Source organism: Rhizobium anhuiense, assembly GCF_003985145.1.
In the GTDB taxonomy this organism is placed as follows: domain Bacteria; phylum Pseudomonadota; class Alphaproteobacteria; order Rhizobiales; family Rhizobiaceae; genus Rhizobium; species Rhizobium anhuiense.
Window position 1 is genome coordinate 741,741 of the sequence record NZ_ML133521.1, and the last position, 26,415, is coordinate 768,155.

General features: G+C 62.6%; 19 protein-coding genes. 3 read left to right on the plus strand and 16 right to left on the minus strand.

Translation table 11 applies throughout. The features are described 5' to 3' along the window. Positions 1-6: 6 nt before the first annotated feature. A complete protein-coding gene (locus EEQ99_RS03655; RefSeq protein WP_028756180.1) occupies positions 7-1,935 on the plus strand; it encodes a hybrid sensor histidine kinase/response regulator in 1,929 nt (642 codons plus the stop codon). Here EEQ99_RS03655 and EEQ99_RS03660 read toward each other — a convergent pair. The 5 genes from EEQ99_RS03660 to cyoA are packed head-to-tail and all read right to left on the minus strand — an operon-like array spanning position 1,916 to position 6,947. Continuing rightward, positions 1,916-2,698, minus strand: a complete 783-nt coding sequence (locus EEQ99_RS03660) for an SURF1 family protein (protein ID WP_097543510.1) — start codon at positions 2,696-2,698, stop codon at positions 1,916-1,918. The two genes, EEQ99_RS03655 and EEQ99_RS03660, sit on opposite strands and share 20 nt — an antisense overlap. Further along, positions 2,695-3,096 (minus strand): cytochrome o ubiquinol oxidase subunit IV, encoded by a 402-nt coding sequence (cyoD, locus tag EEQ99_RS03665; protein ID WP_028756182.1) that lies wholly within the window; start codon positions 3,094-3,096, stop codon positions 2,695-2,697. Before cyoD ends, EEQ99_RS03660 begins: the two co-directional genes overlap by 4 nt. Beyond that, a complete protein-coding gene (gene cyoC, locus EEQ99_RS03670; RefSeq protein ID WP_028756183.1) occupies positions 3,093-3,713 on the minus strand; it encodes a cytochrome o ubiquinol oxidase subunit III in 621 nt (206 codons plus the stop codon). Before cyoC ends, cyoD begins: the two co-directional genes overlap by 4 nt. 6 nt (positions 3,714-3,719) lie before the next feature. Next, complete coding sequence (cyoB, locus tag EEQ99_RS03675) at positions 3,720-5,723, minus strand: cytochrome o ubiquinol oxidase subunit I (RefSeq protein WP_028758834.1); 2,004 nt, start codon at positions 5,721-5,723, stop codon at positions 3,720-3,722. A 42-nt stretch (positions 5,724-5,765) separates the two neighbouring features. Next, positions 5,766-6,947 (minus strand): ubiquinol oxidase subunit II, encoded by a 1,182-nt coding sequence (gene cyoA, locus EEQ99_RS03680; protein ID WP_028755858.1) that lies wholly within the window; start codon positions 6,945-6,947, stop codon positions 5,766-5,768. 379 nt (positions 6,948-7,326) lie between these two features. Here cyoA and EEQ99_RS03685 point away from each other — a divergent pair, with 379 nt between their 5' ends. Further along, positions 7,327-8,658, plus strand: a complete 1,332-nt coding sequence (locus tag EEQ99_RS03685; RefSeq protein WP_028755859.1) for an MFS transporter — start codon at positions 7,327-7,329, stop codon at positions 8,656-8,658. Between the two features lie 105 nt (positions 8,659-8,763). On the opposite strand, the gene EEQ99_RS03690 is transcribed toward EEQ99_RS03685, so the two are convergent. The 10 genes from EEQ99_RS03690 to EEQ99_RS03735 all read right to left on the minus strand — a co-directional run bounded on the left by EEQ99_RS03690 (position 8,764) and on the right by EEQ99_RS03735 (position 23,402). Beyond that, the gene (locus tag EEQ99_RS03690; protein ID WP_003563501.1) at positions 8,764-9,231 is read right to left on the minus strand and encodes a cyclic nucleotide-binding domain-containing protein; all 468 of its coding nucleotides are present in this window, start codon (positions 9,229-9,231) and stop codon (positions 8,764-8,766) included. Between the two features lie 100 nt (positions 9,232-9,331). Then, positions 9,332-12,046, minus strand: a complete 2,715-nt coding sequence (locus tag EEQ99_RS03695; protein WP_028755860.1) for an ABC transporter ATP-binding protein — start codon at positions 12,044-12,046, stop codon at positions 9,332-9,334. A gap of 182 nt (positions 12,047-12,228) precedes the next feature. Next, a complete protein-coding gene (locus EEQ99_RS03700) occupies positions 12,229-13,374 on the minus strand; it encodes a glycosyltransferase family protein (RefSeq protein ID WP_028755861.1) in 1,146 nt (381 codons plus the stop codon). Then, complete coding sequence (locus EEQ99_RS03705) at positions 13,371-14,618, minus strand: glycosyltransferase family 4 protein (protein ID WP_028755862.1); 1,248 nt, start codon at positions 14,616-14,618, stop codon at positions 13,371-13,373. Before EEQ99_RS03705 ends, EEQ99_RS03700 begins: the two co-directional genes overlap by 4 nt. 9 nt (positions 14,619-14,627) lie before the next feature. Then, complete coding sequence (locus EEQ99_RS03710; RefSeq protein WP_028755863.1) at positions 14,628-15,836, minus strand: glycosyltransferase family protein; 1,209 nt, start codon at positions 15,834-15,836, stop codon at positions 14,628-14,630. Between the two features lie 96 nt (positions 15,837-15,932). Beyond that, on the minus strand, positions 15,933-17,105 hold the full coding sequence (locus tag EEQ99_RS03715) for an ABC transporter permease (RefSeq protein WP_028755864.1): 1,173 nt from the start codon (positions 17,103-17,105) through the stop codon (positions 15,933-15,935). Next, entirely contained in the window at positions 17,105-18,103 is a 999-nt protein-coding gene (locus EEQ99_RS03720; protein WP_028755865.1) for an ABC transporter permease, read from the minus strand. The genes EEQ99_RS03715 and EEQ99_RS03720 overlap by 1 nt, the downstream gene beginning before the upstream one ends. Before the next feature lie 3 nt (positions 18,104-18,106). Beyond that, positions 18,107-20,014 (minus strand): ABC transporter substrate-binding protein, encoded by a 1,908-nt coding sequence (locus tag EEQ99_RS03725; protein ID WP_028755866.1) that lies wholly within the window; start codon positions 20,012-20,014, stop codon positions 18,107-18,109. Further along, positions 20,014-21,903, minus strand: coding sequence for an ABC transporter ATP-binding protein (locus tag EEQ99_RS03730; RefSeq protein WP_127430023.1), 1,890 nt, complete (start codon positions 21,901-21,903; stop codon positions 20,014-20,016). Before EEQ99_RS03730 ends, EEQ99_RS03725 begins: the two co-directional genes overlap by 1 nt. 155 nt (positions 21,904-22,058) lie before the next feature. Beyond that, positions 22,059-23,402 carry an adenylate/guanylate cyclase domain-containing protein gene (locus EEQ99_RS03735; RefSeq protein WP_127430024.1) on the minus strand — a complete coding sequence of 448 codons (1,344 nt, stop codon included), beginning with the start codon at positions 23,400-23,402 and terminating at the stop codon, positions 22,059-22,061. 471 nt (positions 23,403-23,873) lie between these two features. Here EEQ99_RS03735 and EEQ99_RS03740 point away from each other — a divergent pair, with 471 nt between their 5' ends. Then, positions 23,874-25,211 carry a nucleotide sugar dehydrogenase gene (locus EEQ99_RS03740; protein WP_127430025.1) on the plus strand — a complete coding sequence of 446 codons (1,338 nt, stop codon included), beginning with the start codon at positions 23,874-23,876 and terminating at the stop codon, positions 25,209-25,211. Here EEQ99_RS03740 and EEQ99_RS03745 read toward each other — a convergent pair. Then, complete coding sequence (locus EEQ99_RS03745; protein ID WP_063475962.1) at positions 25,201-26,376, minus strand: DUF3095 domain-containing protein; 1,176 nt, start codon at positions 26,374-26,376, stop codon at positions 25,201-25,203. The two genes, EEQ99_RS03740 and EEQ99_RS03745, sit on opposite strands and share 11 nt — an antisense overlap. Positions 26,377-26,415: the final 39 nt, after the last annotated feature.

Genomic DNA, 26,415 nt, shown 5'->3' on the forward strand with positions numbered 1-26,415 from the left:
GGGCCGATGGAAGCGCTGAATCGACATGATACGTCTCTCAACGAGGAGGGACGCTTTCGCCTTCTGGTCGATGCCATCACCGACTACGCCATCTATATGCTGAGCCCTGAAGGCATCATCACCAGCTGGAATACCGGCGCTCAGCGCTTCAAGGGTTACAAGCCTTCCGAAATTCTCGGCGAGCATTTCTCCCGTTTCTATCTGGAAGAGGACCGCGCAGCGGGAGTTCCGGCGAGGGCTCTCGCCACGGCGGCGGAACACGGCCGGTTCGAGGGGGAAGGCTGGCGCCAGCGCAAGGATGGCAGCCGCTTCTGGGCGCATGTGATCATCGATCCGATCCGCCGCCCCTCAGGCGAGCTCATCGGCTATGCCAAGATCACTCGTGACTTGACTGAACGCAGGGCGGCCGAAAAGGCGATCCGTCAGAGCGAGGAACAGTTCCGCCGGCTGATCCAGGGCGTCTCGGACTATGCGATCTACATGCTCGATCCCAACGGCAACGTCAGCAGCTGGAATTTCGGCGCCGAGCGTATCAAGGGCTATCGGCCTGATGAAATCATCGGCCGGCATTTCTCGACCTTCTACACCCCCGAGGATCGCGCCACCGGCGTGCCGGAGGCCGCTCTCGCCATTGCGCGCGCCGAGGGCCGGTTCGAGCGGGAAGGCTGGCGCATGCGCAAGGACGGCACCCGTTTTTGGGCGAGCGTCGTCATCGACGTCATCCGCGACGACGAAGGCGGTGTGCTCGGTTTCGCCAAGATCACCCGCGATATCACCGAGAAGATGGAGACCCAGCGGGCACTGGAGCAGGCGCGCGAAGAGCTCTTCCAATCGCAGAAGATGGAAGCCATCGGTCAATTGACCGGCGGTATCGCCCATGATTTCAACAATCTGCTGATGGCTGTACTCGGCAGTCTCGAAATCCTCAAGAAGCGCATGCCGCAGGATCTCTCCCTGACGTCGTTGGTCGACAATGCCATGCAGGGTGCTCAGCGGGGTGCTGCCTTGACGCAGCGCATGCTGGCCTTTTCCCGCCGGCAGGAACTGCTGATGGAGCCGATCGACGTTTCCGGCCTGGTCCGCGGCATGATGGATATGCTGAGCCGTTCGCTCGGACCACTGACCGTGATCGAAACCTCTTTCCCGGTCAGGCTGCCGACGATCCTGACCGATCCGAACCAGCTCGAGATGGCGATCCTGAACCTCGTTGTCAACGCCCGCGATGCCATGCCGTCCGGGGGCCGGATCGTGCTTCGCGCGTCCGAGGAATCGGTGCCGGCGGGCAAGGGTCCGCTGCCGCCCGGCCGCTATGTCCGCATCGCGGTGATCGATGAAGGCGAGGGCATGGATGCAAAGACGATGGAGCAGGCAATTACTCCGTTCTTCACCACCAAGGGTGTCGGCAAGGGCACCGGCCTCGGCCTTTCCATGGTGCAGGGCCTTGCGTCCCAGTCCGGCGGCCGCCTCATGCTGAAGAGCAGCCTCGGCGAAGGCACGACGGCCGAAATGTGGTTCCCGGTCGTCACTGTCGAGCGGGTGACCGAGGCCGCTGCCGGCCTGCCGCTAGGCGAGGACAATGCGCCGCGCCGGCTGCGCATCGTTGCCGTCGATGACGATGGTCTGGTGCTGATGAACACGACGCTGATGCTGGAGGACCTCGGCCATACGGTGTTCGAGGCGATGGCGGGTTCCGAGGCGCTGGAGATCCTGCGCAAGCAGAAAGTCGACCTGGTAATTTCAGACCATGCCATGCCGCGCATGACCGGCGCACAGCTCGCACAGGCGATCCGCAAGGAATGGCCCGATATGCCGATCATCCTCGCAACCGGTTACGCCGAGATCCCCGAAGGGGCAGGCATCGTTGACCTGCCGCGCCTCGGCAAGCCGTTTTCGCAAGCGCAACTCGCCGAGGCGATCAGCCGGATCGCTTCATAGCGGCTTTCTCGCCGCGAAGAATGAACACCAGCAATGCCAACACCATCGCCGCCAGCCCGTACCAGGTGATCGCGTAGAGGAGATGGTTGTTGGGAAAAGCGATGATCGTGAGGCCGCCGACGGGCAGGCCGCCCGGATTGGCCGTGGCATCGGCGTCGATGAAATAGGGAGCGACCGCACTGATGCCGCGCTTTTCAGCGATCGCCGCGACATCGCGTGAATACCACCGGTCGGCTGCGACGTCGTTGGATTGCAGCAGCGATCCCTTCGGCTCCGTCATGCGCATCAGCCCGGTGATCTCGACCGGGCCGGACAGTTCGCCCTCGCGGCGCGAGGCCGGGTCGCGCCTGTCGGTCGGCACGAAACCGCGATTGACGAGGATCGATGTGCCGTCGGCAAGTGTGAGCGGCGCCATCACCCAATAACCCGGACCGAGTATCGTGGAGGCATAGACCAGCGTCTCCTTGTCGTTCGCCAGCATCCCCACCGCGGTCACCCGCCGATATTCGTCATCGGCGGCATTGACCTTGCTCCACTCGGCGCGCGTCGGTGCAGGCACGGGTGCGGCATGCACACGCTGGTCGACGCGGGCGATGAGGTCGCGTTTCCAGGCGAGGCGCTCAACCTGCCAGGTGCCGAGTGCCGCGAGTGCTGCGGCAAGCAGGATCAGGCAGACGGCGAAGACCGCGCGTTTTACCTGATAACGCCGTTTTTCCGAGGGAGCCTGCGGGTGACGCTGCCGCCGCCCCTTCGTAGCAGTCACGGCATGTTCTTCATCATTTCGGGGCTCATCGGCATCATGTTGGTGTTGAGATGATGCATGACCCAGAGCGAGCCGGAGAGCGCGATGGCGACGATGATGAGGGTGAAGATCAGCGCCATGATCGTCCAGCCGCCCTCGCTCCTGGTGTTCATGTGCAGGAAGAAGACCATATGGACGACGATCTGGATCGCGCCGAGGCCCATCACCAGCACCGCCGTCACCGCCGGGCTTTCGAACACGCCTGCCATCACAAGCCAGAAGGGAATGGCGGTGAGGATCACGGAGAGCACGAAGCCCGCCATATAGCTGCGGAACGTGCCGTGGCCGGCCTGATGGCCGTGGCTGTGGCCGTGATGAGCCTCGTGGGCATCCTCATGTGCAGGTGCTTGCGAACTCATCCGAGAACTCCCAGCAGGTAGACGAAGGAAAAGACGCCGATCCAGACGACGTCGAGGAAGTGCCAGAACATCGAAAGGCACATCAGGCGGCGGCGGTTGGCCTCGATCAACCCGTGCATCGACACCTGCACCATCAGCGTGATCAGCCAGATGATGCCGAAGGTGACGTGCAGCCCGTGCGTGCCGACCAGCGTGAAGAAGGAGGAGAGGAAGGCGCTGCGCGTCGGCCCGGCTCCCTCATGGATCAGGTGGATGAACTCGTAGAGTTCGAGCCCGATGAAGGCTGCGCCGAACAGGCCGGTCACACCAAGCCAGAACAGCGTTTCCGCCTTGGCGTTTCGCTCCATCTGCAACATGGCGAAGCCATAGGTGATCGAGGAGAACAGCAGCATCGAGGTGTTGAGGGCAACGATCGGCAGATCGAACAGATCGGCCGGCGACGGGCCGGCGGCATAGTTGCGGCCAAGCACGCCGTGTGTTGCAAACAGCACCGCGAAGATCAGGCAGTCGCTCATCAGGTAGAGCCAGAAACCGAGATTGGTGCTGTTCTCCGGATGATGATCTTCCGTCAGGTAGAATTCAGGCTTTTCGGCCGTGTCGATGGTGTGATCGCTCATGGTCTCTTACACCTGCTCGGCAAGCAGCGCGGTGCGCTTGCCTTCCGTTTCGGTTACCTCTTCGGCGGGGATGTAGAAGTCGCGTCTGTAGTTGAAGGTATGGCCGATCGCCACAGCCAGCATGGCGACGGCGGAGACGACCACCAGCCACCACATGTACCAGATCAGGCCGAAGGCAAGCGCGACGCTGATGCCCGACAGGATTGCGCCGGTGCCGGTGTTCTTTGGCATGTGGATCGGCCGGAAGCCTTGCAGCGGACGCGCATAACCGCGGTTCTTCATGTCGTACCAGCCGTCATGATCGTGCACGACGGGCGTGAAGGCGAAGTTGTAATCCGGTGGCGGCGAGGAGGTCGACCATTCCAGCGTGCGGCCGTCCCACGGGTCGCCGCTGTCGTCGCGCAATTCCTCGCGCTTCATGAAGCTGACGACGATCTGGATCAGGAAGGCGGCGATGCCGAGTGCGACCAGGCCGACGCCGAAGGCGGCGATGATGAACCAGATCTGCAGCGACGGGTCCTCGAACTGGCTGACCCGGCGGGTGACGCCCATCAGGCCGAGCACGTAGAGCGGCATGAAGGCGAACCAGAAACCGATCTGCCAGAACCAGAAGCTCAGCTTGCCCCAGAAGGGATCGAGCTTGAAACCGAAGGCCTTCGGGAACCAGTAGTTCACGCCGGCGAACATGCCGAAGAGAACGCCGCCGATGATGACATTGTGGAAATGGGCGATCAGGAACAGTGAATTGTGCAGCACGAAATCGGCCGGCGGCACGGCAAGCATGACGCCGGTCATACCGCCGATGACGAAGGTGACCATGAAGCCGACCGTCCACAGCATCGGCACCTCATAGCGGATGCGGCCGCGATACATGGTGAAGAGCCAGTTGAACATCTTCGCCCCCGTCGGGATCGAAATGATCATCGTGGTGATGCCGAAGAAGGAGTTGACGCTGGCGCCCGAGCCCATCGTGAAGAAGTGGTGCAGCCAGACGATGTAGGACAGGATCATGATCACACAGGTGGCGTAGACCATGGAGGCGTAACCGAACAGGCGCTTGCCGGAGAAGGTGGCGACGACTTCCGAGAAGATGCCGAAGGCCGGCAGCACCAGGATGTAGACCTCCGGATGACCCCAGATCCAGATGAGGTTGATATACATCATCGGATTGCCGCCGAGGTCGTTGGTAAAGAAGTTCGTGCCGGCGTAGCGGTCGAGCGACAGCAGCGCGAGCGTCGCCGTCAGGATCGGGAAGGAGGCGACGATCAGCACGTTGGTGCAAAGCGCCGTCCAGGTGAAGACCGGCATCTTCATGAAGGTCATGCCCGGAGCCCGCATCTTGACGATGGTGGCGATCAGGTTGATGCCCGACAGCGTCGTTCCGACGCCGGCCACCTGCAGCCCCCAGATATAATAGTCGACGCCGACGCCCGGACTGTAGGCCGCCCCCGACAGCGGCGGGTAGGCGAGCCAGCCGGTCTGCGCGAACTCGCCGATGAACAGCGACAGCATGATGATGATCGCGCCGGCGGTGGTCATCCAGAAAGAGAAGTTGTTGAGGAAGGGGAAGGAGACGTCGCGCGCGCCGATCTGCAGCGGCACCACGAAGTTCATCAAACCGGTGACGAAGGGCATCGCCACGAAGAAGATCATGATGACGCCGTGGGCGGTGAAGACCTGGTCGTAATGGTGCGGCGGAAGATAACCCTCCGAACCGTTGAAGGCGATCGCCTGCTGGATGCGCATCAGGATCGCGTCGGAGAAGCCGCGCAGCAGCATGATGACGGCCAGGATCACATACATGATGCCGATCTTCTTGTGATCGACGCTGCAGATCCAGTCGCGCCAGAGCGGACCCCAGAACTTGAAATAGGTGATAAGGCCGAGCACCGCGATGGCGCCGATGACGACGCCGATGAAGGTCACGACCAGGATCGGCTCGTGATAGGGGATGGCATCGAGGGTCAACCGGCCGAAGACGAACTTCAGGAGGTCAGGATTGGAAAACATGGAACAACCCGTTCATTATGTCTTGCGACGCAAAGCGCCAGGTTAATTGTTGTTGTTGAGCTGCGCCGGCGCCGGATCGGCGCCATTGCTCATGCCGGGCATGGAATGACCCTGATGCTGCATGTCCATCCCGGGCGTACTAGGCATGCCGGGCATATCGTGCTGCATGCTGCTGCCGTCGGAACGCTCGGGCTCGCTTCGGGCCGGAGCCCCGGTTGCCGGCACGGTGGCCGCCGGCGCCACGATGCCTTCGTCGGCATGACGATCGTCATAGCGCAGCTTCTCGTGGTTCTCCGCACTTTCCTTGCCGCCGCCGCCCATCATGTCGATGTGCATCATCTCGTTCATGCACATCTTGCCCGGCGCGGCGCACATGTTGAGGATGGCGTTGTAAAGGTCGGCATCGGCGCCGGCATAATAATGCACCGGTTCCTTCTCGCTCGGCTTTTCGAGCTTCAGATAGGCGTCGCGATTGAGCATCGTGCCCTGCTGCTTGACCTGCGCCACCCAGGCGTCAAATCCCTCTTTGGTCAGGCCATGGAACTTGAAGCGCATGTGGGAAAAGCCTGCGCCGCTGTAGTTGGCAGAGAAGCCGTCATACTCGCCTTCCCTGTTGATGACGGCGTGCAGCTTCGTCTCCATGCCCGGCATGGCGTAGATCTGGCCGGCAAGGGCAGGGATGTAGAAGGAGTTCATCACCGAGGAGGCGGTGATCTTGAAATTGATCGGCTTGTCCACAGGAGCCGCGAGCTCGTTGACCGTGGCAATACCGAGTTCGGGATAGAAGAACAGCCACTTCCAGTCGAGCGCCACGACCTCGACGGTCAGCGGCTTGGTATCGGCGGGAATGGGGCGCTCGGCATCGAGGCGGTCGAGCGGGCGGTAGGGATCGAGCTTATGGGTGGAAATCCAGGTCACGGCGCCAAGCGCGATGATGATCGCCAGCGGTGCTGCCCAGATCACGATTTCGAGGCGGGTCGAATGGTGCCATTCCGGCGCGTAAGTTGCGGCTGTATTGGCGCGGCGGTAGCGCCAGGCGAAGAACAGCGTCAGGAAGATCACCGGGATGATGATCAACAGCATCAGCACCGTCGAGATGACGATGAGATCGCGCTGTTGCATGGCGATGTCGCCGGAAGGCGCCATGACCACCATGTTGCATCCTGCCAGGAAAAGCAGCGGCAAGACGGATAGAAGGCGGGAAAACTTCATGAGTTTTGGCACGTCTCTAAGCTCTTGTTGTTTCATTTGATCCGCGACTAAAGCACTGAACCCGATCGCGACATGAGGCGGAAGGTCGCAGTGCAGCAATCTTGCCGCATTGCGGTACAAATCAGGTCGCACTACAGCTTCGAAATCCTGATGAAATCAAGAAGGATTTTTCGCGAGCGCATGTTTCGACCAATATATCCGCTACAGCCGGCCATGCCAGCGTTCCCATGGGAAAATCGCGGTCCCGATCACGCTATTTTTCCCATCCAAGCCTCATTTTGAGCCGCCATGACGAACTATTTACGTGTTACGGACTTGATAAGCCTGCAGGTTTGATCAAGATCAGGCTGAGGCGCCTTGGCGAAAGCGCTTCAACGAGGGAGGCGTTTTCATGGCTACAACATCGCATTACGGACCGTCATCGTCGTCGCTGGAACGCGACGCGCGGCGCATTCACGACGACAAACCGGTTTCGCCGGGCAGCATCGCCGTCGGCGTGGTGATCGGCCGCATGTCGGAATTCTTCGATTTCTTCGTCTACGGCCTCGCCTCGGTGCTGGTTTTTCCACAGCTGATCTTCCCCTTCGCGCCGGACAGGCTGACGGGAACGCTCTATTCCTTCGCCATCTTCTCGCTCGCCTTCCTGGCCCGCCCCGTCGGCTCCGTCGTCTTCATGACGATCGACCGGCTATACGGCCGCGGCACCAAGCTGACGATCGCGCTTTTCCTGCTCGGCGGCTCCACCGCCTCGATCGCCTTCCTGCCGGGTTACCAGGAGATCGGCGTCTGGTCGATCGCGCTGCTGGCGCTCTTCCGTCTCGGCCAGGGCTTCGCGCTCGGCGGCGCCTGGGACGGCCTTGCCTCGCTGCTCGCGCTCAACGCGCCGGCCAAGCATCGCGGCTGGTATGCGATGATCCCGCAGCTCGGCGCACCGATCGGCTTTGCGCTGGCAAGCACCCTGTTCGGTTATTTCGTTGCCAATCTTTCCAATGAGGATTTTCTCTCCTGGGGTTGGCGCTATCCCTTCTTCGTCGCCTTCGCGATCAACGTCGTGGCGCTGTTTGCGCGGTTGCGCCTCGTGATGACGAAGGAATTCGGCACGCTGCTCGAGCAGCATGAGCTGGAAGCAGCACCCATCCTCGACGTGCTGCGTGTTCATGGCCGCGACATCCTGATCGGCGCCTTCGTGCCGCTCGCAAGCTTCGCCATGTTCCACCTCGTCACCATCTTCCCGCTCGGCTGGATGAGCCTTTACGGCAACCAGCCGATCGGTGCCTTCATGGTGGTGCAGGTGGTCGGCGCCATGGTCGGCATCGTCACCATCATCGCGTCGGGCCTGATCGCCGACCGCATCGGCCGACGCGCCCAGCTTGCCATCTGCGCCGTCATCATCGCCATCTTCAGCTTCGTCGGGCCGATTTTGATCGCATCCGGCAACAGCGGCCACGACGCGTTCGTCATCATCGGCTTCGGCGTGCTCGGCCTGTCCTTCGGCCAGGCGACGGGCTCGATCTCGTCGCGCTTCGGCCGCGGCTACCGCTACACGGGTGCCGCCTTCACCTCGGATCTCGCCTGGCTGGTCGGCGCCGGTTTTGCGCCGCTGGTGGCGCTCAGCCTCTCCAGCCGCTTCGGCCTGACCTTCGTCGGCTACTACCTGCTGTCCGGCGCCATCTGCACGCTGGCGGCACTCGCCTTCAGCAGGGCGCTGGAACAGCGCGAATAGGCGGACTTAAATGCATGGGCTTGCATGGGAAACCATGCAGGCTTTCTTTTTCGGACTGCGCAATCCAATTATTGAATGCATTGCAATCGAAACGCTGAATGCGTCTTACTGCGCCATCTGCGGCTGCTTTGCCGCCCGCGCCGCGGTCAGTTCCGCCGTGGTGTGGTTCAGGCGGTCGGCCAGCACCCGCATGATCTCAACCGCCATCTCGGGGAAATCGCTGAGCAGTTTCAGGAAGTGCTCCTTGCTGATGCGCAGCACCTCGAGTGGCGAGGTGGCGCGCACCGTTGCCGTGCGCGAGACGTCGCAGAGGATGGCGATTTCGCCGACGATGGAATTGAGCTCGACGTCGGCGACCTTGATCTCACCGGCCGGTGAGGAGACGATGATGTCGGCGGTGCCCGAAAGAATGACATAGGCAGCGTCGCCGACATCGCCCTGATGGAAGAGGTTTTGCCCGGCTTTGTAGGTCATGCGGTCGGAGGTGAAGGCCAAAAGCTTGAGCTTTGCTGGTGCGATCCTGGAAAAGATCGGCACCCGTCGCAGCATTTCGACTTCGTCTCTCAACAGCATGAGCGTTTTTACCCCCTAACGCAGGGTCCGCGGGACCAGGCGTCTTCAAACTCCGAGGCGTCCCGCCGGGAACGCCCATTATCGCCGCTCCTATAGAATATTACGATAACAGTTCCTTGAACATCCCGTTTTTCTCGGAAAGTTCGGGATAGTTTCCGGCTTCGGCCAATCCGCCGCGGTCGAAGAGCAGGATCCGGTCGAACATCTCCGCCAGCCGGGCATTGGAGAGCACCCAGATGATCGCCGGCCGTTGGCCTTCCTCGTGCAGATCCTCGATGATGTTACGGGTGATCCGATCCTGAACGCGCTGGTCGAGCGCCGAGAGCGGCCGGTTGAAGATGAAATAGTCCGAGCGCTTCAGGAGCGCGCGGGCAAGGTTCAGCTTCTGCCGCTGCACCATGGTCAGCCGCTTGCCGCCGGAGCCGACGTCGAATTCGAGGCCGATCGACAGCACGTCGTCGTAAAGGTCGAGCGCGTCGAAGAGTTCGCCCATGATGCCGCGGATGCGGTCGGAGGCATCGGCCTGCTGGTAGGCGATGCGGCCGAAGAGCACATTGTCCATCAGGCTTGCCGACGGGGTGAAACGTTCGGCGTCGTAGCGCTCGATCAACTCGGCGAGATCGGCCGGTATATGCTCGTGGAACTGCTTGCGGGCGCTGACGATCTTGTCCATCAGCTCGTCCGTCAACAGGCCGAAGCGGTGGCGCGGCTCGATATAGGCAAAGCTCAGCCGGATGATGGCCGACCGTTCCTCAGGCGTTGCGTCCTCGAAGCGGCGGCTTTGCAGCTTCTGCAGCAGCGCCTGATAGGTCGGAATGTCGTCCGCCGTCATGAAGGTCAGTTGCTGGAAGAAGGGGTGGTCCGGCGGCAGGTCGTGGAAGAGTTCCACTGCGTTCTCGGCGATTTCGAGGCCCATGGCGTAGAGATCGGTGCTGAGGCCGGTCTCGCGGAATAGCTGTTGGAAATAGGGATGGGCGGCAAGCCGGCGATTGGTCATCAAAGGCCGCTTCATCGTGCCGAAGAGCAGGTTCTCGCCAACCGTCGCCTGGGCGTTATAGGCGTCGAAATCGAAAGGCACGACGATCGTGTCGAGCCCTTCGTCGCGCAGCCGGTCCCGCAGCGAGGCGCGTAGCGCCACGACGTGGTCGCTGACGGCAACGTGCACGTCGGTGTTGACGGTCGAACGCAGCGCCAGATCGAGGATGTCCTGCGAGATCAGGACGGCGTCTAGCACCGGGCGGATCGCTTTCAGCAGGTCCTCGGGCCCGCTGGCCCCTGCTGCCTTGTAGTCCACCCAGTCGCTGTTGAGGTCGAGCGTCGGATTGCCGGCCTTCACCGCCTCGGCGGAATGCCATTTATACTCCAGCGCTTCCCTCTCGTCATAGACGGGATCGGTCATCGGCGCGTGCTTGAGGCCGTAGAGCAGATTGCTGGCGAGCGTGCCGTGGAAGAAGAAGGTGTCGGCCGAGGCATAGGAGATCCGCCGGCCGGTGATCGATTCCGGCAGGTCCAGCAGATCGCGGCCGTCGATGGTGATGCGGCCGGAATCCGGCCAGACCATGCGTCCGAGCGCTTCGGCGAAGGCTTCGGCGCCACTGCCGTTCGGGCCGACGATCGCCACCGTTTCGTTCGGCTTGATCTCGACGGAGACGTGGTCGACGAGGCGGGCGCCGCTGTCGTCGGAGAGCGACAGGTTGGTAACGACGAGCGCGCTCGTCAGTGCGCCCACCGGAGCAGTGGCGAGTTCCTGGATGCGGCTGTCGATCAGCGGCTCGACGTTGAACTGCTCATAGACCTGCTGGTACTTCACCTGCACGTCCTGGCGCATCTGGTCCCAGTCGATCAGTTCCTTCAGCGGGCCGGGCAGGTCCTTGTAGGCCGATATGACCGCGACGAGCTGGCCGATGTCGAGCCGGCCCTGCAGCGCCAGATAGCCGCCGATCGCGTAGAACAGGAAGGGTGTCACCTGGGCGAGGAAGTTGTTGATGAACTTCACCAGGAACTTCCACTGGTAAAGGTCGTAGCGGATCGAGAAGATCCGGCCGAGCCGCGAGGCGATGTCGGCGCGCTCGAGGTTTGACGTGTCGTTGCCGTGGATCGTGCCGATGCCCTCGACGATTTCGCCGACGCGGCCGGAAAGCTCGCGTGCCGTCAGCTGCCGCTGGCGGCCGAGCTCCAGCAGACGCTTGCGCATGCGGGGAATGACGACGGCCTGCACGCCGACGATGCCGGCGGCGATCATGCCGAGCCAGAAATTCTGGACGATGATGAAGGCGAGCGCCGTGATCGCCTGGCCGCCGAGAAGGGCAGGCGAGACGAAGGCATCGCCGGTGAAGCCGCCCATCGGCTCCACTTCATCCTTGATCATCGTAGCGATTTCGGCCGATTTGACTCGCTTGAAGTGAATGGGCGGAAAACGCAGCACCCGGTCGATCAGCTCGAAGCGGATACGGCGCAGCATGCGCTCGCCGAGCCGGCCCTTATAGGTGTTGATGTAGAACTTGAAGAGGCCGTTCAGCACGACCAGCGCCAGAAACACCAGGCTGAGGGCCATCAGCATCTGGAAGCGGTTGAGCTGCAACCCTTGAAAGAATTCGACATGGCCGATCAGCGGAATGTCGTAGGCAATGTGCATGAAGGTCTGCTTTGCCCCGGGACCTTCGAAACCGTCACCCTGGATCGGTCCGTTGACGATCTGCTTCGGCAGGTCGAAGGACAGGAAGTAGGGCACCATCGAGGCGGCGACGACAGCCAGAATCCACAGCTGCTGCAGCCGCGTGTTCTTCCAGATGTAGCGGGCGAGGCTTTTTTCCATGGCTAACCGTCAGCTTGCTGGGACATTCCGGGGGCGCGATCCGGGCGCCGGGACAGGGAGGAAGCTTGAGAACAGGACCATGCAGCCGGACCGCCGATATCGCAATGAAAACAAGGCGAAGCGACCGGCTGCAGAAACGCCGATTCTCGCCGGAACTTTGCTTATATCACAGGAATTTTGGATTAGGCGAGCGATTCGGCAATCAGTGAGCGAATGATGCCGGCCGTCTTCTCCGCCCCGGCGAGATCGAGCAATACCGACCGCCGTCGCGGCGCTGCAAGCGCCTTTTCGACAGCCTCCTTCAGATGGCCCGACGTCAGTCCCTTTTCCGGCAGGATATCGGCAAGATCAAGCGCCTGCAGCCGTTCGGCGCGCACCGTCTGTTCGGTCTCGCCGTCGGCGACGAAGGGGATGAGGATCGCCCGGCATTGGGTGCGCAGGAGATCGCCGACCGTGTTGTAGCCCGCTTGCGAGATCGACACCTTCGCGCCGTGCAGCAGCGAGGGAAAATCCCTGCGGAAGCGCACCAGCGTCACATTCGCGGGCGCGTCCCGCGACAGCGCGGCGAAATCGGCCTCCGGCAGGTTCGGGCCTGATATCAGCAGCCAGCGAAGATCATCGGGCAGCATCGCTGCCGCCTGTTTTGCCGCGCCGATCAGTTCGGCGCCGACCGCGCCGCCGCCCGCCGATGCGATGATGTCGAAGGTCTCGATCGGTTCCGGCGCCGGTGGAGGTGCGACGAGGCCGGTGTAACGCAGCCTGTCGGCGATCTCGGGTGTCAGCGGGAAGGTGTCCTCAAGCCTGACGAAGCCGGGATCGCCATGGACGAGCACGGCATCGAAATGCTCCTTGACCAGTGCGACGGTCTCGGCGTCGCGGCCGGCCTTGCGGTTTTCCTGCAGGATGTCGCGCACCGAGCTTACAAGTTTCGGCCGGGGTTCGGCGTTTTCGATCGCGGCAAGCAGCGGCAGCAGTTCGAAGCGCATCTGCCGCCGGCCGAAGGGGAAGGCTTCGATGATCACGACATCGGGCCTTGCGGCATGAAAGGCCTCGAGCAGCCGCTCGCGGCGGGCATTGAGGAACTCCTCGCCGGCCGGCCGGCCATCGGCATCGGCGAGGCCGGAGAAGCCAGCATTGCTGGCGACGACCGCCGGCAAGGCGACGGTCTTGATGCCCTCGGCGGGAAAACCCGGCACCGGCAGGCCGCCGGTCACGACGGTCACGTCGAAGCCGTCCTTGACCAGCGCATTGGCGATACGGCTGGCGCGGGCGATGTGGCCGATGCCGAGCAGGTGCTGGACGTAGAAGAAGATGCGTGGTGCCGTCATGACGCCTTCTGCCATTCGGCCTCGAACAGGCCGGTGAGCTGTCTGATGCTGGAGTGATAGTCGAAATGTTGACGCACCTGGCGTTCGGCCGCATCGCCAAGACGCTTGCGCAGCGCCGGGTCGCGGATCGCCGCTTCCAGCGCTCCGGCGAGCTTCGCCGGATCCTCGGGCGGCACGACGAGGCCGTTTTCACCGTCCTTCAAAAGCTCCGGCACGCCGGATACGTCGGTCGAGAGGCAGACGAGCCGCTGGCTCGAGGCTTCCACAAGCACGTTCGGCAGGCCGTCGCGGTCGCCGTTGGCGGCGATGCGGCAGGCCAGCGCGAAGAGGTCGGCGCGGCGGTAATGGTCGAGCACCTCTTCCTGCGCCAAGGCGCCTTTCCAGACGATGCGACCGGAGATGCCGAGTTCGGTGGCCAGGACTTTCAGTTTTGCGAGCTCCTCGCCGCCGCCGATATGGTCCATGCGCCAGTGCAGGTCAGCGGGCAGCAGGGCCAGGGCCTGCAGCAGTACGTCATAACCCTTCTTCTCGACGGCGCGGCCGACGCTGAGGATGAAGGCCGGATCGTCGGGGTCGCTGCCGGTGCGGTCCGACCGTTCGCCGGCAAAATGGCCGAAGCGGGCAAGATCCAGACCGTGATAACTCAGATGCACCGCATCCTTTCGGTCGGTCAATTCCCGCATGTGTTCGTAGCCCGTTCTGGTGCAGGTGACCGCCCAGCGGGCGCTGCCGAGTTTTTCGTGCAGTTCCCAGTCCGGCGACGTCCAGATGTCCTTGGCGTGCGCCGAACAGGTCCAGGGCGTGCCCGTCAGGATGCTCGCATATTCCGTCACCGAGGCGGGCGTGTGGATGAAATGCGCATGCAGCCATTCGCCGCCATCCGGCCATTCGCGTCCCAGCACCAGCGCCTGGCCGAGACGGCGGAAGCGGTTGCGGGAGATGTCGCGCTTGAGATCGGCGAGGAAGCGTTTGATCAGCGCCGTGAAGCCGGGTTTGGAGAAGCCGGCGATCAGGCCCTTCAGCACGCGGATCGGCTCCTCGTGCAGATATTCCGGCAGATAGACGACGCGCGCCCTGATCTCGTCATGCACGGGATGACGCTTCCTGTCGGTCGGCCGGCGCATGGAAATCAGCGTGAGGTCGAAGCCGGCCTTTTCGAGGCCGAGCAACTCCTGGGCGATGAAGGTTTCCGAAAGGCGGGGATAGCCTTTCAGTACGACGAGGATCTTGCGGCGTGGTGGCAAGGCTGTGCCCTATTCCGCGCCGACGAGGGAAAGATGGCTGCCGCGGCCGTCGATCCAGCGGGCGACGGTTTGCGAGATGTGGTCCAGCCCTTCGAGACGCATATTGCCGCCGCTCTTCGAAGGCGGCTGGCGGGAGGGCAGGCGCTTCAGCGCCTCGGCCATGATGATCGGGTCGACCGACTGGTCCGGCAGCAGCATGTCGACGAGGCCGAGTTCACTGGCGCGCTTGGCGCGCAGGAGCTGTTCCTCGCGCGGCTTGACGCGCGGCACGATGAGCGCTGGCTTGTCGAAGGAGAGGATCTCGCAATAGGTGTTGTACCCGCCCATGGCGACGACACCGGTGGCGCCGTCGATCAGCTCTTCCATGTGATTGTCGAACTCGATCACCTCGATATAGGGGATGGCTTCCCCCTTCTGCACCAGCTTGGCGCGCTCGGCCGCCGGCATATAGGGCCCGAGCACGACGAGCGCCTTCTGCGTCAGCGTCGGATCGGCCTCGTAGGCGTTCATGACGTCGTGGACGAGATCGGAGCCGTCGCCGCCGCCGCCGGTGGTGACGAGGAGGTAATTATCCTTGCGGGCATTGATCGAGGTCTTGCCCTTGGAGACGCTGCGCTGCAGGAAGCCGACGAAATCCATCTTCCGGCGCAGGCTCGCCGGCACGTCGAGGCCGATCAGCGGATCGTAAAAGTCAGGCGGGCCATAGACCCAGACGCTGTCGTAATATTGGTCGATCTTCTGCATGATGCTGTTCTTCTTCCACTCGGCCTCGAGCAGATGCGGCGCGTCCATGATCTCGCGCAGGCCGAGCACCAGGACGGTGCCGCGGGCCTTGAGATAGGCGAGCGTATCCTCGACCTCGCCCTTCAGCCCCATCGGCTCCTTGTCGACGATGAAGATATCGGGCTGGAAAGTCTCGGCGGTGTGGCGGATGCTCGATTCGCGCATCTTCAGCGTCTCGTGCAGGTCGATATGGCTGGCGAGCGACGTATATTCGCCGTTGCGCAGCTTGATGACGCTCGGGATCTTCACGAAGTCGACGCGGGCGCGGTAGTCGAAGGCGCCGGCGATCGTGGCACCCGAAATGATCAGAATGTTGAGGCCCCGATAATCCTCGACCAGAGCATGGGCAATGGCGCGACAGCGGCGCAGATGGCCGAGACCGAATGTGTCGTGGCTGTACATGAGGATGCGCGCATCTTCGAGACGTCTGGACATGGGCATCCCTTCTGGGGTGAGCAACATACTTAGCACCCCCACCGTCCGGAGGCCGCAAGGCGGGGGCGGCGCCGTGAGGCGCCGCCGAGCTTTCTGCTATTTGTAGGGATCTGCCGCATCACGCAAGCCGTCTCCCAGAAAGTTGAACGCCAAAATGACAAGAACAACAGGAATGATCGGATAGAGCAGCCAAGGATAAAAGGCGATGACGCTGACGCTTTTTGCTTCGGTGAGCAAAATGCCCCAGCTGGTGATCGGCGGACGAAGGCCGAGGCCGAGGAAGGAGAGCGCGGTTTCGCCGAGGATCATGCCGGGGATCGAAATTGTCGCCGAGGCGATGAGATGCGACATGAAACCCGGCACCAGATGCCGGCCGATGATGCGCGGCGTGCTGGCGCCCATCAGCTGTGCGGCCTGCACGTAATCCTCTTCGCGCAGCGCCAGCAGTTTGGAGCGCACGGCGCGCGCTAGCCCGGTCCAGTCGATGATGCCGAGGATCACCGTGATGCCGAAATAGATGACGATCGGGCTCCACGTCACCGGCATGATGGCGGCCAGCGCCATCCACAGCGGCAGGCTTGGCAGCGACTGCAGCACTTCGATCAGGCGCTGGACGATGAGATCGAAAACGCCGCCCCTATAACCGGCAAGCCCGCCGATGACGATGCCGAGCACGAAGCTGATCGAAATGCCGATCAGGCCGATCGTCAGCGATATCCGCGCTCCGTAGAGGATGCGCGAGAGCACATCGCGGCCGAGCCGGTCGGTGCCGAGCAGGAACATCTGGCCACCGATCGCCGGGCAGACGAGGTGATAGTCGGAGGCGACGACGCCCCAGAACTTGTAGCCATCGCCGCGGCAGAAGAAACGGATCGGCTGCACGTCGTTCGGCCTGTCGGCATAGACGCGATGCAGCGTGTCGATATCGAGCGTCATGCTGCGGCCATAGACGAAGGGCCCGACGAAGCTGCCCTTGTCGAAGAAGTGGATGGTCTGCGGCGGCGCATGGATGAAATCGACGTTGCGCGTGTGCAGGCCGTAGGGCGCCAGGAACTCGACGATCAGGATCATCAGGTAGATGACGGCGAGAAAGATGCCGGAAATCAAGGCCAGCCTGTGCTGCTTGAACTTCCACCACATCAGCTTTTTCTGCGAGGCGAGATGGATGCGCGATTGCGCCGCCGTCATAGTTTCGGTCGCGTGCGGATCGAAGGGCGCGGTCGAGACGTAGTGCGGCAGCGGTGCGCCGGGTGCGGGAAGGGGCGACATTATTTGGTGCTCCTGCCTTGCAGACGGATGCGGGGATCGAGGAAGCCGAGCGCGATGTCGGAGATCAGCACGCCGATGACGTTGAGGAAGGCCAGGAACATCAGGAAGGAGCCGGCGAGATACATGTCCTGGCTCTGCAGCGCCTTGATGAGCATCGGCCCGGTCGTCTCCAGCGACAGCACGATGGCGACGATTTCGGCGCCGGAGATGATCGACGGCAGGATCGAGCCGATATCGGCGACGAAAAAGTTGAGCGCCATGCGCAGCGGATATTTAACCAGCGCTTTGAGCGGCGGCAGGCCCTTGGCGCGGGCGGTGACGACATACTGCTTCTGCATCTCGTCAAGCAGGTTGGCGCGCAGCCGCCGGATCATGCCGGCCGTTCCCGCCGTGCCGACGATGATGACCGGGATCCAGAGGTGAGAGAGGATCGATCGTGCCTTCTCCCAGCTCATCGGCGCCGAGATATATTGCTGGTCCATCAGATGGCCGATCGAGACGCCGAACCAGATATTGGCGAAATACATCAGGATCAGCGCCAGCATGAAATTCGGAATGGCGATGCCCATCAGGCCGAGGAAGGTGAGCCCGTAATCGCCCCAGCTGTACTGATGCGTGGCCGAATAGATGCCGATCGGAAAGGCGATCAGCCAGGTGAGCAGGATCGTCGTGAAGGAGACGAGGATCGTCAGCCAGAGCCGCTCGCCGACCACGTCGGAGACCGGCAGCTGGTATTCGAAGGAGTAGCCGAAATCGCCGTGCAGCATGCCGCCGACCCAGTAGAAATAGCGCACGATTTCCGGCTTGTCGAAACCGTATTGCTGGCGCATCTCCTCGATTTCCTGGAGATTGGCGGTCTCGCCGGAAGCGCGCAGCTCGGCGATCTGGCTCTCGAAGAAGTCGCCGGGCGGCAGCTCGATGATGGTGAAAACCAGCGCCGAAATGACGAAGAGCGTCGGCACCATGGCGGCGATGCGCCAGAGAATGTATCTGAGCACGCCTCAGGCCTCCTTGTACCAGAATGCATCCGGCATGTAGACGCCGAGATAGGAGGTGGGATCGAAGCCGTAGAGCGCTCTCGCCGGCAGGTTCTGCAGCTTGGCGGCACGAAGGATCGGCTGCGGCGTGCTGTTGATGAGGCCGATCGAGAACACCTGCTGCGTATAGAGCGACAGCATCTTGTGCCAGATCACCTGACGCTCCTCGAATTTCGGCGCCGCCCCCCATTGGCTGAGCAGGTCGACCAGTTCGGCTGCCTCCGGCAGGTCGGGTGCGACGCCCTCCTGGCCGGCCGAGAGGTAATGCATGCCCCAGAGCGGCCATTGCAGCTGATCGTCGAGCGTCGGCGCAAGTCCCGCGGGCGACATGTCGGCCGTCGGCACGCCATTGTCGAGGCCGTACCAGATCGACATCATGATCGAGCCGCTCATGGCGCGGTTACGGAAGACGTCGCGCTGCGAGGTGCGGGTATAGAGCGCCAGGCCGATATTGGCCCAGTGGTCGTGCACCAGTTCCAGCACGTCGGTGTCGAGATTGCTTTCGCCGGCGGTCTCGACGGTGATCTCGGCGCGTCGCCCGTCCGGCAGCAGCCGGATGCCGTCGTCGCCACGCTTGCTCAGGCCGAGTTCGTCGAGCAGGCGGTTGGCCTCGTCGGCATCGAATTTCACATAGGCATCGGCATATTCCTGCTTGAAGAGCGGGCTGTCGGGCAGGACGGTATCGGCGCTCGGGGTACCGAGACCGTAGAAGGCGACCATGTTGATCTCGTGCCGGTTGATCGCCAGCGACAGCGCCCGGCGCAGGCGCACGTCACGGAAGAGACCGCGCCACACCTCGTCGGCGCAGTTGAGGTTCGGCAACAGCGTGATGCGCGAGCCGCGCGCCAGCTTCCACAGATCGACCTTCACCGGGAAGCGCTTCTCGGCTTCCTTCAGGAAGGTGTAGTCGTTGAAATCGATGCCGGTCGCCTGCAGGTCGGCTTCGCCGGCTCCGGCCTTGGCGGCGATGATCGACGAGGAGGAGACGTTGAGGATGAAGCGGTCGAGATAGGGAAGCTGCCTGCCGGTCTCGTCGACGCGGTGGAAGAACGGGTTGCGCTCGAAGACGAACTGCTCGGCCGGCAGCGCCGTCGTATTGCGCCAGGGATCGAGCGTCGGCAGGTTCGGATTTTCCGGACGGTAGGAGCGCGCCATCTTGATGTGCAGATCCTGCCATTTCTTGACGCGATAGGTCTTCATCAGCTCGTCCAGCTTCGCCTGGTCCGGCTGGAATTTCTTGTGGAATTGCTTGAGATAATGACCGGGGCCGCAGATGACGAGCGGCAGCGGCCCTGCCAGCGTCGGCAGGAACATCGGGTTGGGTTTTTCCCAGGTGTAGCGCACGGTCAGCGGATCGAGCACCTCGAAGCGAGGCAGGCTGCCGTGCGGGCGAAGCTCCAGAGCGCCGCCGCCCGGGGTCAGCTTGTCGTTCAGGATGACGTCTTCCCACCAGTAGCGGAAATCGTCGGCCGTGAACGGCTGGCCGTCGGACCATTTATGGCCTTCGCGCAGCGTGAAGGTGAAGACTGTATCCTCCTCGGACTGGAAGGCAGCGAGGATATCCGGCTGGAACTGCAGGTGCTTGTCGTAGCCGACGAGGCGGGCATAGCCGTAGATCGTCATGAAGCGGATGTCGCGCTGGCTGCCGATGATGGTGCGCACCGTGCCGCCGTAGCTGCCGGGTTGAAGCCCCATCTCCTTCAGATTGACGATGCGCGGGCGGGCAGGAATGCGCTCTGCCATCGGCGGCAGGCTGCCGGCTGCGAGCCGCTCCTTCAGGAATTCCGGCTCGCCGGCTTGTTCGGCCCGAAGCACCGCTGGCGCGATTGCCGCACCGACGAGGCCGCCGAGAAACGTGCGACGCGTTACCATCAGCGCAACTCCTTGGCATCGGCGCCCTTGCGGGCGCGCACCAGATGGCCGTCGCCGAGATCGGCATAGGCAAGTTCGGAAGCGTCGTCATGCTCGGCGGTGAAGGTCTTGCCCCAGTTCTGCTTGTCGGCGGCGCCGTTTTCCCGGAGCGCCTTGAAATCGAGCGGCCGGTCAAGATCGGGGAAGGGGACGGCGGCGAGCAGCGATTTCGTATAGGGGTGCACCGGATCGCGCAGGATGATTTCGCGCGGCGCGATCTCGACGATGCGGCCCTTGCACATCACCGCAATGCGGTCGGCCATGTAATCGACGACGGCGAGATTGTGCGAGATGAAGAGATAGGTCAGCCCCAACTCCTTCTGCAGATCCTTCAACAGGTTGAGGATCTGCGCCTGCACGGAGACGTCGAGGGCCGAGACCGGCTCGTCGAGGATGACGAGTTTCGGGCCGAGCGCGAGTGCGCGCGCGATACCGATGCGCTGGCGCTGGCCGCCCGAGAAACTGTGCGGATAACGGCTGAGATAACGCTTGTCGAGGCCGATCGCAGCCATCAGCCCTTCGACCTTGCGCTTGCGCTCGGCGCTGTCGCCGCGGTCGTGGATCTCGAGGGGTTCGCTCAGGATGTTGCGCACCGTCATGCGCGGCGAGAGCGAGGAGACCGGATCCTGGAACACCATCTGGATCTTGGTGCGCATGTCCTGCAGTTCGGCGCCCTTGACGGAGAGGACGTCGACGACCTCCTTGCCGTCGTTGAACACCACCGCGCCGTCGTCCGGCGTGATGGCGCGCATCAGGATCTTGCTAAGCGTCGTCTTGCCGCAGCCGGATTCCCCGACGAGGCCCAGACATTCGCCGCGGCGAATGTCGAAGCTGACGTCGTCGACGGCGCGCAAGACGGTGGCTTCGTGCTTGCCGAAGAAACTGCGCTTGCGTGTCTTGTAGGTCTTCGAGAGATTGGCGACGGAAAGCAGGATGCCCGGCGCCTCTGCCTGGAGCGGCTTCTTCTTGCCGACGAGGGCTTCGAGATTGACCGTCACATCGCGCAGCGCTTTCAGCCGCTCGCCGGGTTTCATGTCGAAATGCGGAACGGCGGCCATCAGGCCCTTGAGATAGGGATGCTGCGGATTGCGGAAGATATCCTCGACCGGCCCGGCTTCCATGATCTCGCCATGATAGATGACGACCACCTCGTCGGCCATGTTGGCGACGATGCCGAGATCATGGGTGATGAGCAGCATCGCCATGCCGAGCTTGGCCTGCAGCTCGCGGAGCAATTCGAGGATCTGCGCCTGGATCGTCACGTCGAGCGCCGTCGTCGGCTCGTCGGCGATCAAGAGCGCCGGCTTGCAGATCAGCGCCATGGCGATCATCGCGCGCTGGCGCATGCCGCCGGACAGTTCGAACGGATACATGTCGTAGGTGCGATGCGGATTGGTAAAACCGACCAGGCCGAGCATCTCCTCGGTTTTCTCGCGCGCTTCCTGCTTGTCGACCTCGGTATGGATCAGCAGCACCTCGCTGATCTGGTTGCCGATCGTATGCAGCGGCGAGAGCGAGGTCATCGGCTCCTGGAAGATCGTCGCCATGCGCCGGCCGCGCAGATCGCGCATTTCCTCGCTGTCGCGTGGAAAGGACAGGATATCGGTCGTGCTGCCGTCGAGCGGATCGGTGAACAGGATACGGCCGGAGGCCTTCGCCGGATTGGGCAGGATGCCCATGATCGACTGGCTGATCACCGATTTACCGGAGCCGGATTCACCGACGAGAGCGGTGACCTTGCCCGGAAGGATGCGAAGATTGGCTTCCTTTACGACACGGAGTCGGTCGCCGAAAACCGAGAAGGAGACGTCGAGATTTTCAATACGCAACAAATCGGCCGCAGACGCCATACCAATGAAATTCCCCAGTCTTCTGTGTTCCCGTTAAGGCACACTATCGTACCGCAAACGGGGTGTCTAGCAGATGACAATCACAGGAAAACTGCCGCGTCCCGCCAAAGTTCCCTGAGGCGAAACAAGCAGATTCATGGCGGGGTCTTGGCGTTTTACTGGATGAATTTCTCCATGCTGGTGCGCTTGACCTGTTTCTTGGCGTCGCGATGCAGGAGAATGACCTGCTCGGCCTCGGAAAGTCCGTTCTGCACGGCCTCGCGGAAGCTTTCGTCGACGTTGATTTCAGGGGCGGGCGCGCGCGGCTGCAGCACCGTCACTTTCTGGCGGATGCCGCGCAGCTTCTCTTCGCCGAGCGTCGTCCATTCGCCGCCGCAATAACCGGCGAACGCCTGGCTGGCGACGACCTCGCGGCCGTATTTCTTGGTCAGGATCTGCAAACGCTGAACCTCGTTGACCGCCGAGCCGAAGGCGGAGAAGGTCAGGCGGTCCTTGAGGCCAACATTGCCGAACATGACGTTGCCGACATGCAGGCCGATGCCGTAGCCGACCCTGGTCAGGCCTTTCTGCTCGCGGTCCCTGTTGAGTTCGGCGACCCGTGCCTGCGCCTGATGGACGGCCGAAAGGGCTGCTTCGCAGGCAATTTTCGATGGGTCCTTGTGGCGCCCGCAGGGATAGACGGCGAGGAAGCCGTCGCCAAGGAAGCTCAGGATTTCGCCGCCATTGCGGTTGAAGGGGGCGGCTATGGCATCGAAGAACTGGTTCAGCGTGTCGATATAGGCCTGCCGGCCTTCCTTTTCGGCATACATGGTGGATTCGCGCATGTCGCCCATGACGAGGGCTGCGCGGATCGTCTCACCGTCGCCGCGACGGATCTGGCCGTTCAGCACCCGTTTGCCGGCGTCGCCGCCGAGATAGGTGGTCAGCATGTTGTTGGCGAGCTTGCCGAGCACCGCCATCTTGGCGGCAACCGCCAGATGGTTCTGCATCCTGAGCAGCGCATCGATCATGTCGTCGGAAAAGCCGGTATTTTGGTCCGTCGACCAGGAGCCCATCATGCCCTGCACCGAGCCGTCGCCGAAGGGCTGCACGAAGGCCAGGTAATCGGTGATGGCGTCCTTGCGCAGGTCCTCGAAAATGGGGAATTCGTTCGGCCCATCCTGCATCAGCCGGCGGCGGATGTGCTGCAGATTGTTGTCTAGCAGGTAATAATAAGGGCTCTGCAGGAAGCGGTCCGGCTTTTGCCCGGCGGGCATCCGGAAGCCCTCGATGGTGACGCCGCTGGCGCGCCGCCAGGTGAAGCTCAGCGCATCGTAGAGCGGATGCAGCATCGAGAAGGAAAGATGCACGCGCGCAAGCGGCAGGCCCGCAGCGGTGAGCCTTTCGCAGAAACCGCGCACGATGTTTTCAAGCTCGTCTCCGGCCAGCGATGAGTTCGTCAGCCATTCAGCGACCCGGTCCAACAAGATGGAGGACACGCTGGATTCGATCGTGCTCATTCTCGGTATGATCCTCATAAAGCACGCCATCCCCAAGAGCCAAAAGTCCCTCGGCCGGCACATTTTCATGCGCAGGTCACAGGGAAATCAGGATGTACGAGCGGTATTATTGTGTCAACGATCTGCCGAAGCCCGGCAGCAGCGCCCCTCAGCTCCCCATGCCGGGGATCGGACGGGTAGTCCTTTCCAGGTGGTTCATTATCAAAAGTCAAAATAGGGATGCTGCAAATGCGAAACAATGGGATCTGGAATTTTTTGTGCGCTCAAGTTGCAGCGAAGGGGCTGGGCGAGTCATTTCGGCCACACCCTGCTCCGACGGTGAGTAACGGCAGCGGGGTGAGGGAGGTAGCCATGGGGGCAAAACGGACAGCAGCATCGCCAGCGATAAGAGGAAGATCCGCACCCGGGTTTAATTTGCCCTGATCATGCATTAGATCAGCTTCTTGAATTTCCCGTTTGAAAGATCCCGCCTTGGCCATCTCCCCCTTCGATATGCTTTTGCATAAGATCGAAACCCGCACCGCCCGCGCCGGCATTATCGGGCTCGGTTATGTCGGCCTGCCGCTGGCGATCGCGGTGGCGCGCAGCGGCTTTGCCGTCACCGGCTTCGACATCGATCCCGGCAAGATGGTGGCGCTCGATGCCCGCCATTCCTATATCGACGCGGTCAGCGACGAGGCGCTGTCCGCCGAGATCGATGCGGACCGATTCAAGGCGACGACCGATTTCGCCGGCCTTGTCGATTGCGACGTCATCATCATCTGCGTGCCGACGCCGCTGACGAAGCATCGCGATCCCGACCTTTCCTTCGTCGAGGCGACGTCGCGCTCGATCGCCGCGCATCTGCGCCCCGGTCAACTCGTCGTGCTGGAATCGACCACTTATCCCGGCACCACCGATGACGTGGTGAAGGTCATTCTCGAAAGGGCCGGCCTGAAATCCGGCTCGGACTTCTTCGTCGGCTTCTCGCCGGAGCGCGAGGATCCCGGCAATCAGCATTATCATACCGCCACCATCCCGAAGGTCGTCGCCGGCGACGGCGCCGAGGCGCTGGCGCTGATGAAGGCCTTCTACGGTGCGGCGGTGTCGACCGTCGTTCCGGTCTCCTCGAATGCGACGGCCGAGGCCGTGAAGCTCACCGAGAACATCTTCCGGTCGGTCAACATCGCCCTCGTCAACGAGCTGAAGACCGTCTATGCGGCCATGGGTATCGACGTCTGGGAAGTGATCGACGCGGCCAAGACCAAGCCCTTCGGCTATATGCCCTTCTATCCCGGCCCCGGCCTTGGCGGCCATTGCATCCCGATCGACCCCTTCTATCTCACCTGGAAATCGCGCGAATACGAGCTGCCGACCCGCTTCATCGAGCTGGCCGGCGAGATCAATTCGGCAATGCCGCGTTATGTCGTCGGCAAGCTTGCTGAAGCGCTCGACATCCGCGCCGGCAAGGCGCTGAGCCGCAGCCGGGTGCTGGTGCTCGGGCTCGCCTACAAGAAGAACGTCGCCGATATAAGAGAGAGCCCGTCGCTGCGGCTGATCGAGATCATCGAGGAGCGTGGCGGACGGGCGGATTACCACGATCCCTTCGTCGCCGAGATCCCGCCGACGCGCGAATACCAGGCGCTGAAGGGCCGCAAATCGGTGACGCTGACCCCTGATGCCATCGCCGGCTACGATGCGGTGCTGGTCGCGACCGACCACGACCAAGTGGACTATGCGGCGCTGTCGAAAAGCGCGGCCCTGATCGTCGACACGCGCAACGTCTTCAACCGGCTCGGCCTCTCGGCCGGTCATGTCATCAAGGCGTGACGGAAACACTTGAAAAAGACTTGCCGGTCATCTGGCTTGCGGCCACGGCATAACCGCCCGCCGCCCCGTCGATGAAATGCACATGGTCGCGTGAAATCGGCGTCGGCACGAAGCAGGTCATCAGCGCCGACGTCTGCCGATGCAGACCGTAGCGGGCAATGCCCTTGGCGCGAGCCCCTTCCAGCAGCGTCTCGATCCGTTTCAGATGTTCGGCATCGACGTCGACCGTCATCTTCAGCCCGTCGTCGAACTTGCGGAAATCGGAATTGCCGGCGACGTCGCGTTTGTAGCGGCGGGCGTCGAATCTGCCGAGCGGAATGCCGAGCCTGTAGAACACGACCGTGATCGCGAGCTGCAGGAAGATGATGAGTTTCTGCCGCAGTCGCCGGCCTGCCGGCGCGGTGGCCTTGGCTTCGCGATTGATGCCGTGCAGCGAGAAGGCAAGGTTCGGGCCATCCGCCGGCACCGGATGGCTGTCCCGGTTCTGCTCGGTGGTAATGGCGACGATGCCGTTGACAAGATCGCGGAATTCTTCGCCCGGCCGGCCTTCGCCGGGAATCGCGATGATCGAGACGATCTCGCCGTTGCGTGCGTCGATCGGGCTCCAGCGACAGGAGAGGCCGGTGAGATCCGGGCGCGTTCCGGCAGTTGCCCGCTCAACGCCGTAACGGCCGAGCTTCATCTGTCTTTCGGCCCAGCTGGTGCCGCCGCCCCAGAACATCGCGTAGGTCACGTAAGGACTTGCGGCGTAACGCGCGACGCGGACGTCGAGGCCCTCGGCGCGAGTGTCGGCGACCGGCACAATGGCGATGCGCAGCATCAGGTTCAGATCTTCCTCAACCCAGACCTGCACGGCGGCAAGTGCATCGCGCGCCGCCTTCTCCAGCGAGCCGGGCAGCGCGATCAGCGCGCCGTCGCCGCCGAAGACGAAGGGATAATCGCCCTTGCCGACGCCATTCAAGACCGCCGAGATGACGCTGGCGCCCGCCATGTTGACGTCCTTGTAACGGCCGCTGGCGATCGCCTGCGTCGAGCCGACGATGTCGGCCAGCGCCAGCACCCATCCGTCCGGCAGCGGCCGGTAGTTGGCGGCGTCGGTCACGCCCTCGAATTCGCTGAAGAGCGGCACTTCGGCAAAGAAATCTTCATCGGTCACTGTTTTCATATTATCGAGCTTAGCACAGACCCATGTTGCCACTGCAAC

What these genes read in the sequence shown, in the direction of transcription:
- EEQ99_RS03735 (WP_127430024.1), bottom strand. Translation starts at nt 23,402, where the DNA reads ATGAGCACGATCGAATCCAGCGTGTCCTCCATCTTGTTGGACCGGGTC.
- cyoD (WP_028756182.1), bottom strand. Translation starts at nt 3,096, where the DNA reads ATGAGTTCGCAAGCACCTGCACATGAGGATGCCCACGAGGCTCATCAC.
- EEQ99_RS03710 (WP_028755863.1), bottom strand. Translation starts at nt 15,836, where the DNA reads ATGTCCAGACGTCTCGAAGATGCGCGCATCCTCATGTACAGCCACGAC.
- EEQ99_RS03700 (WP_028755861.1), bottom strand. Translation starts at nt 13,374, where the DNA reads ATGACGGCACCACGCATCTTCTTCTACGTCCAGCACCTGCTCGGCATC.
- EEQ99_RS03730 (WP_127430023.1), bottom strand. Translation starts at nt 21,903, where the DNA reads ATGGCGTCTGCGGCCGATTTGTTGCGTATTGAAAATCTCGACGTCTCC.
- EEQ99_RS03690 (WP_003563501.1), bottom strand. Translation starts at nt 9,231, where the DNA reads ATGCTGTTGAGAGACGAAGTCGAAATGCTGCGACGGGTGCCGATCTTT.
- cyoC (WP_028756183.1), bottom strand. Translation starts at nt 3,713, where the DNA reads ATGAGCGATCACACCATCGACACGGCCGAAAAGCCTGAATTCTACCTG.
- cyoB (WP_028758834.1), bottom strand. Translation starts at nt 5,723, where the DNA reads ATGTTTTCCAATCCTGACCTCCTGAAGTTCGTCTTCGGCCGGTTGACC.
- EEQ99_RS03655 (WP_028756180.1), top strand. Translation starts at nt 7, where the DNA reads ATGGAAGCGCTGAATCGACATGATACGTCTCTCAACGAGGAGGGACGC.
- EEQ99_RS03695 (WP_028755860.1), bottom strand. Translation starts at nt 12,046, where the DNA reads ATGGAAAAAAGCCTCGCCCGCTACATCTGGAAGAACACGCGGCTGCAG.
- EEQ99_RS03685 (WP_028755859.1), top strand. Translation starts at nt 7,327, where the DNA reads ATGGCTACAACATCGCATTACGGACCGTCATCGTCGTCGCTGGAACGC.
- EEQ99_RS03745 (WP_063475962.1), bottom strand. Translation starts at nt 26,376, where the DNA reads ATGAAAACAGTGACCGATGAAGATTTCTTTGCCGAAGTGCCGCTCTTC.
- EEQ99_RS03715 (WP_028755864.1), bottom strand. Translation starts at nt 17,105, where the DNA reads ATGTCGCCCCTTCCCGCACCCGGCGCACCGCTGCCGCACTACGTCTCG.
- EEQ99_RS03725 (WP_028755866.1), bottom strand. Translation starts at nt 20,014, where the DNA reads ATGGTAACGCGTCGCACGTTTCTCGGCGGCCTCGTCGGTGCGGCAATC.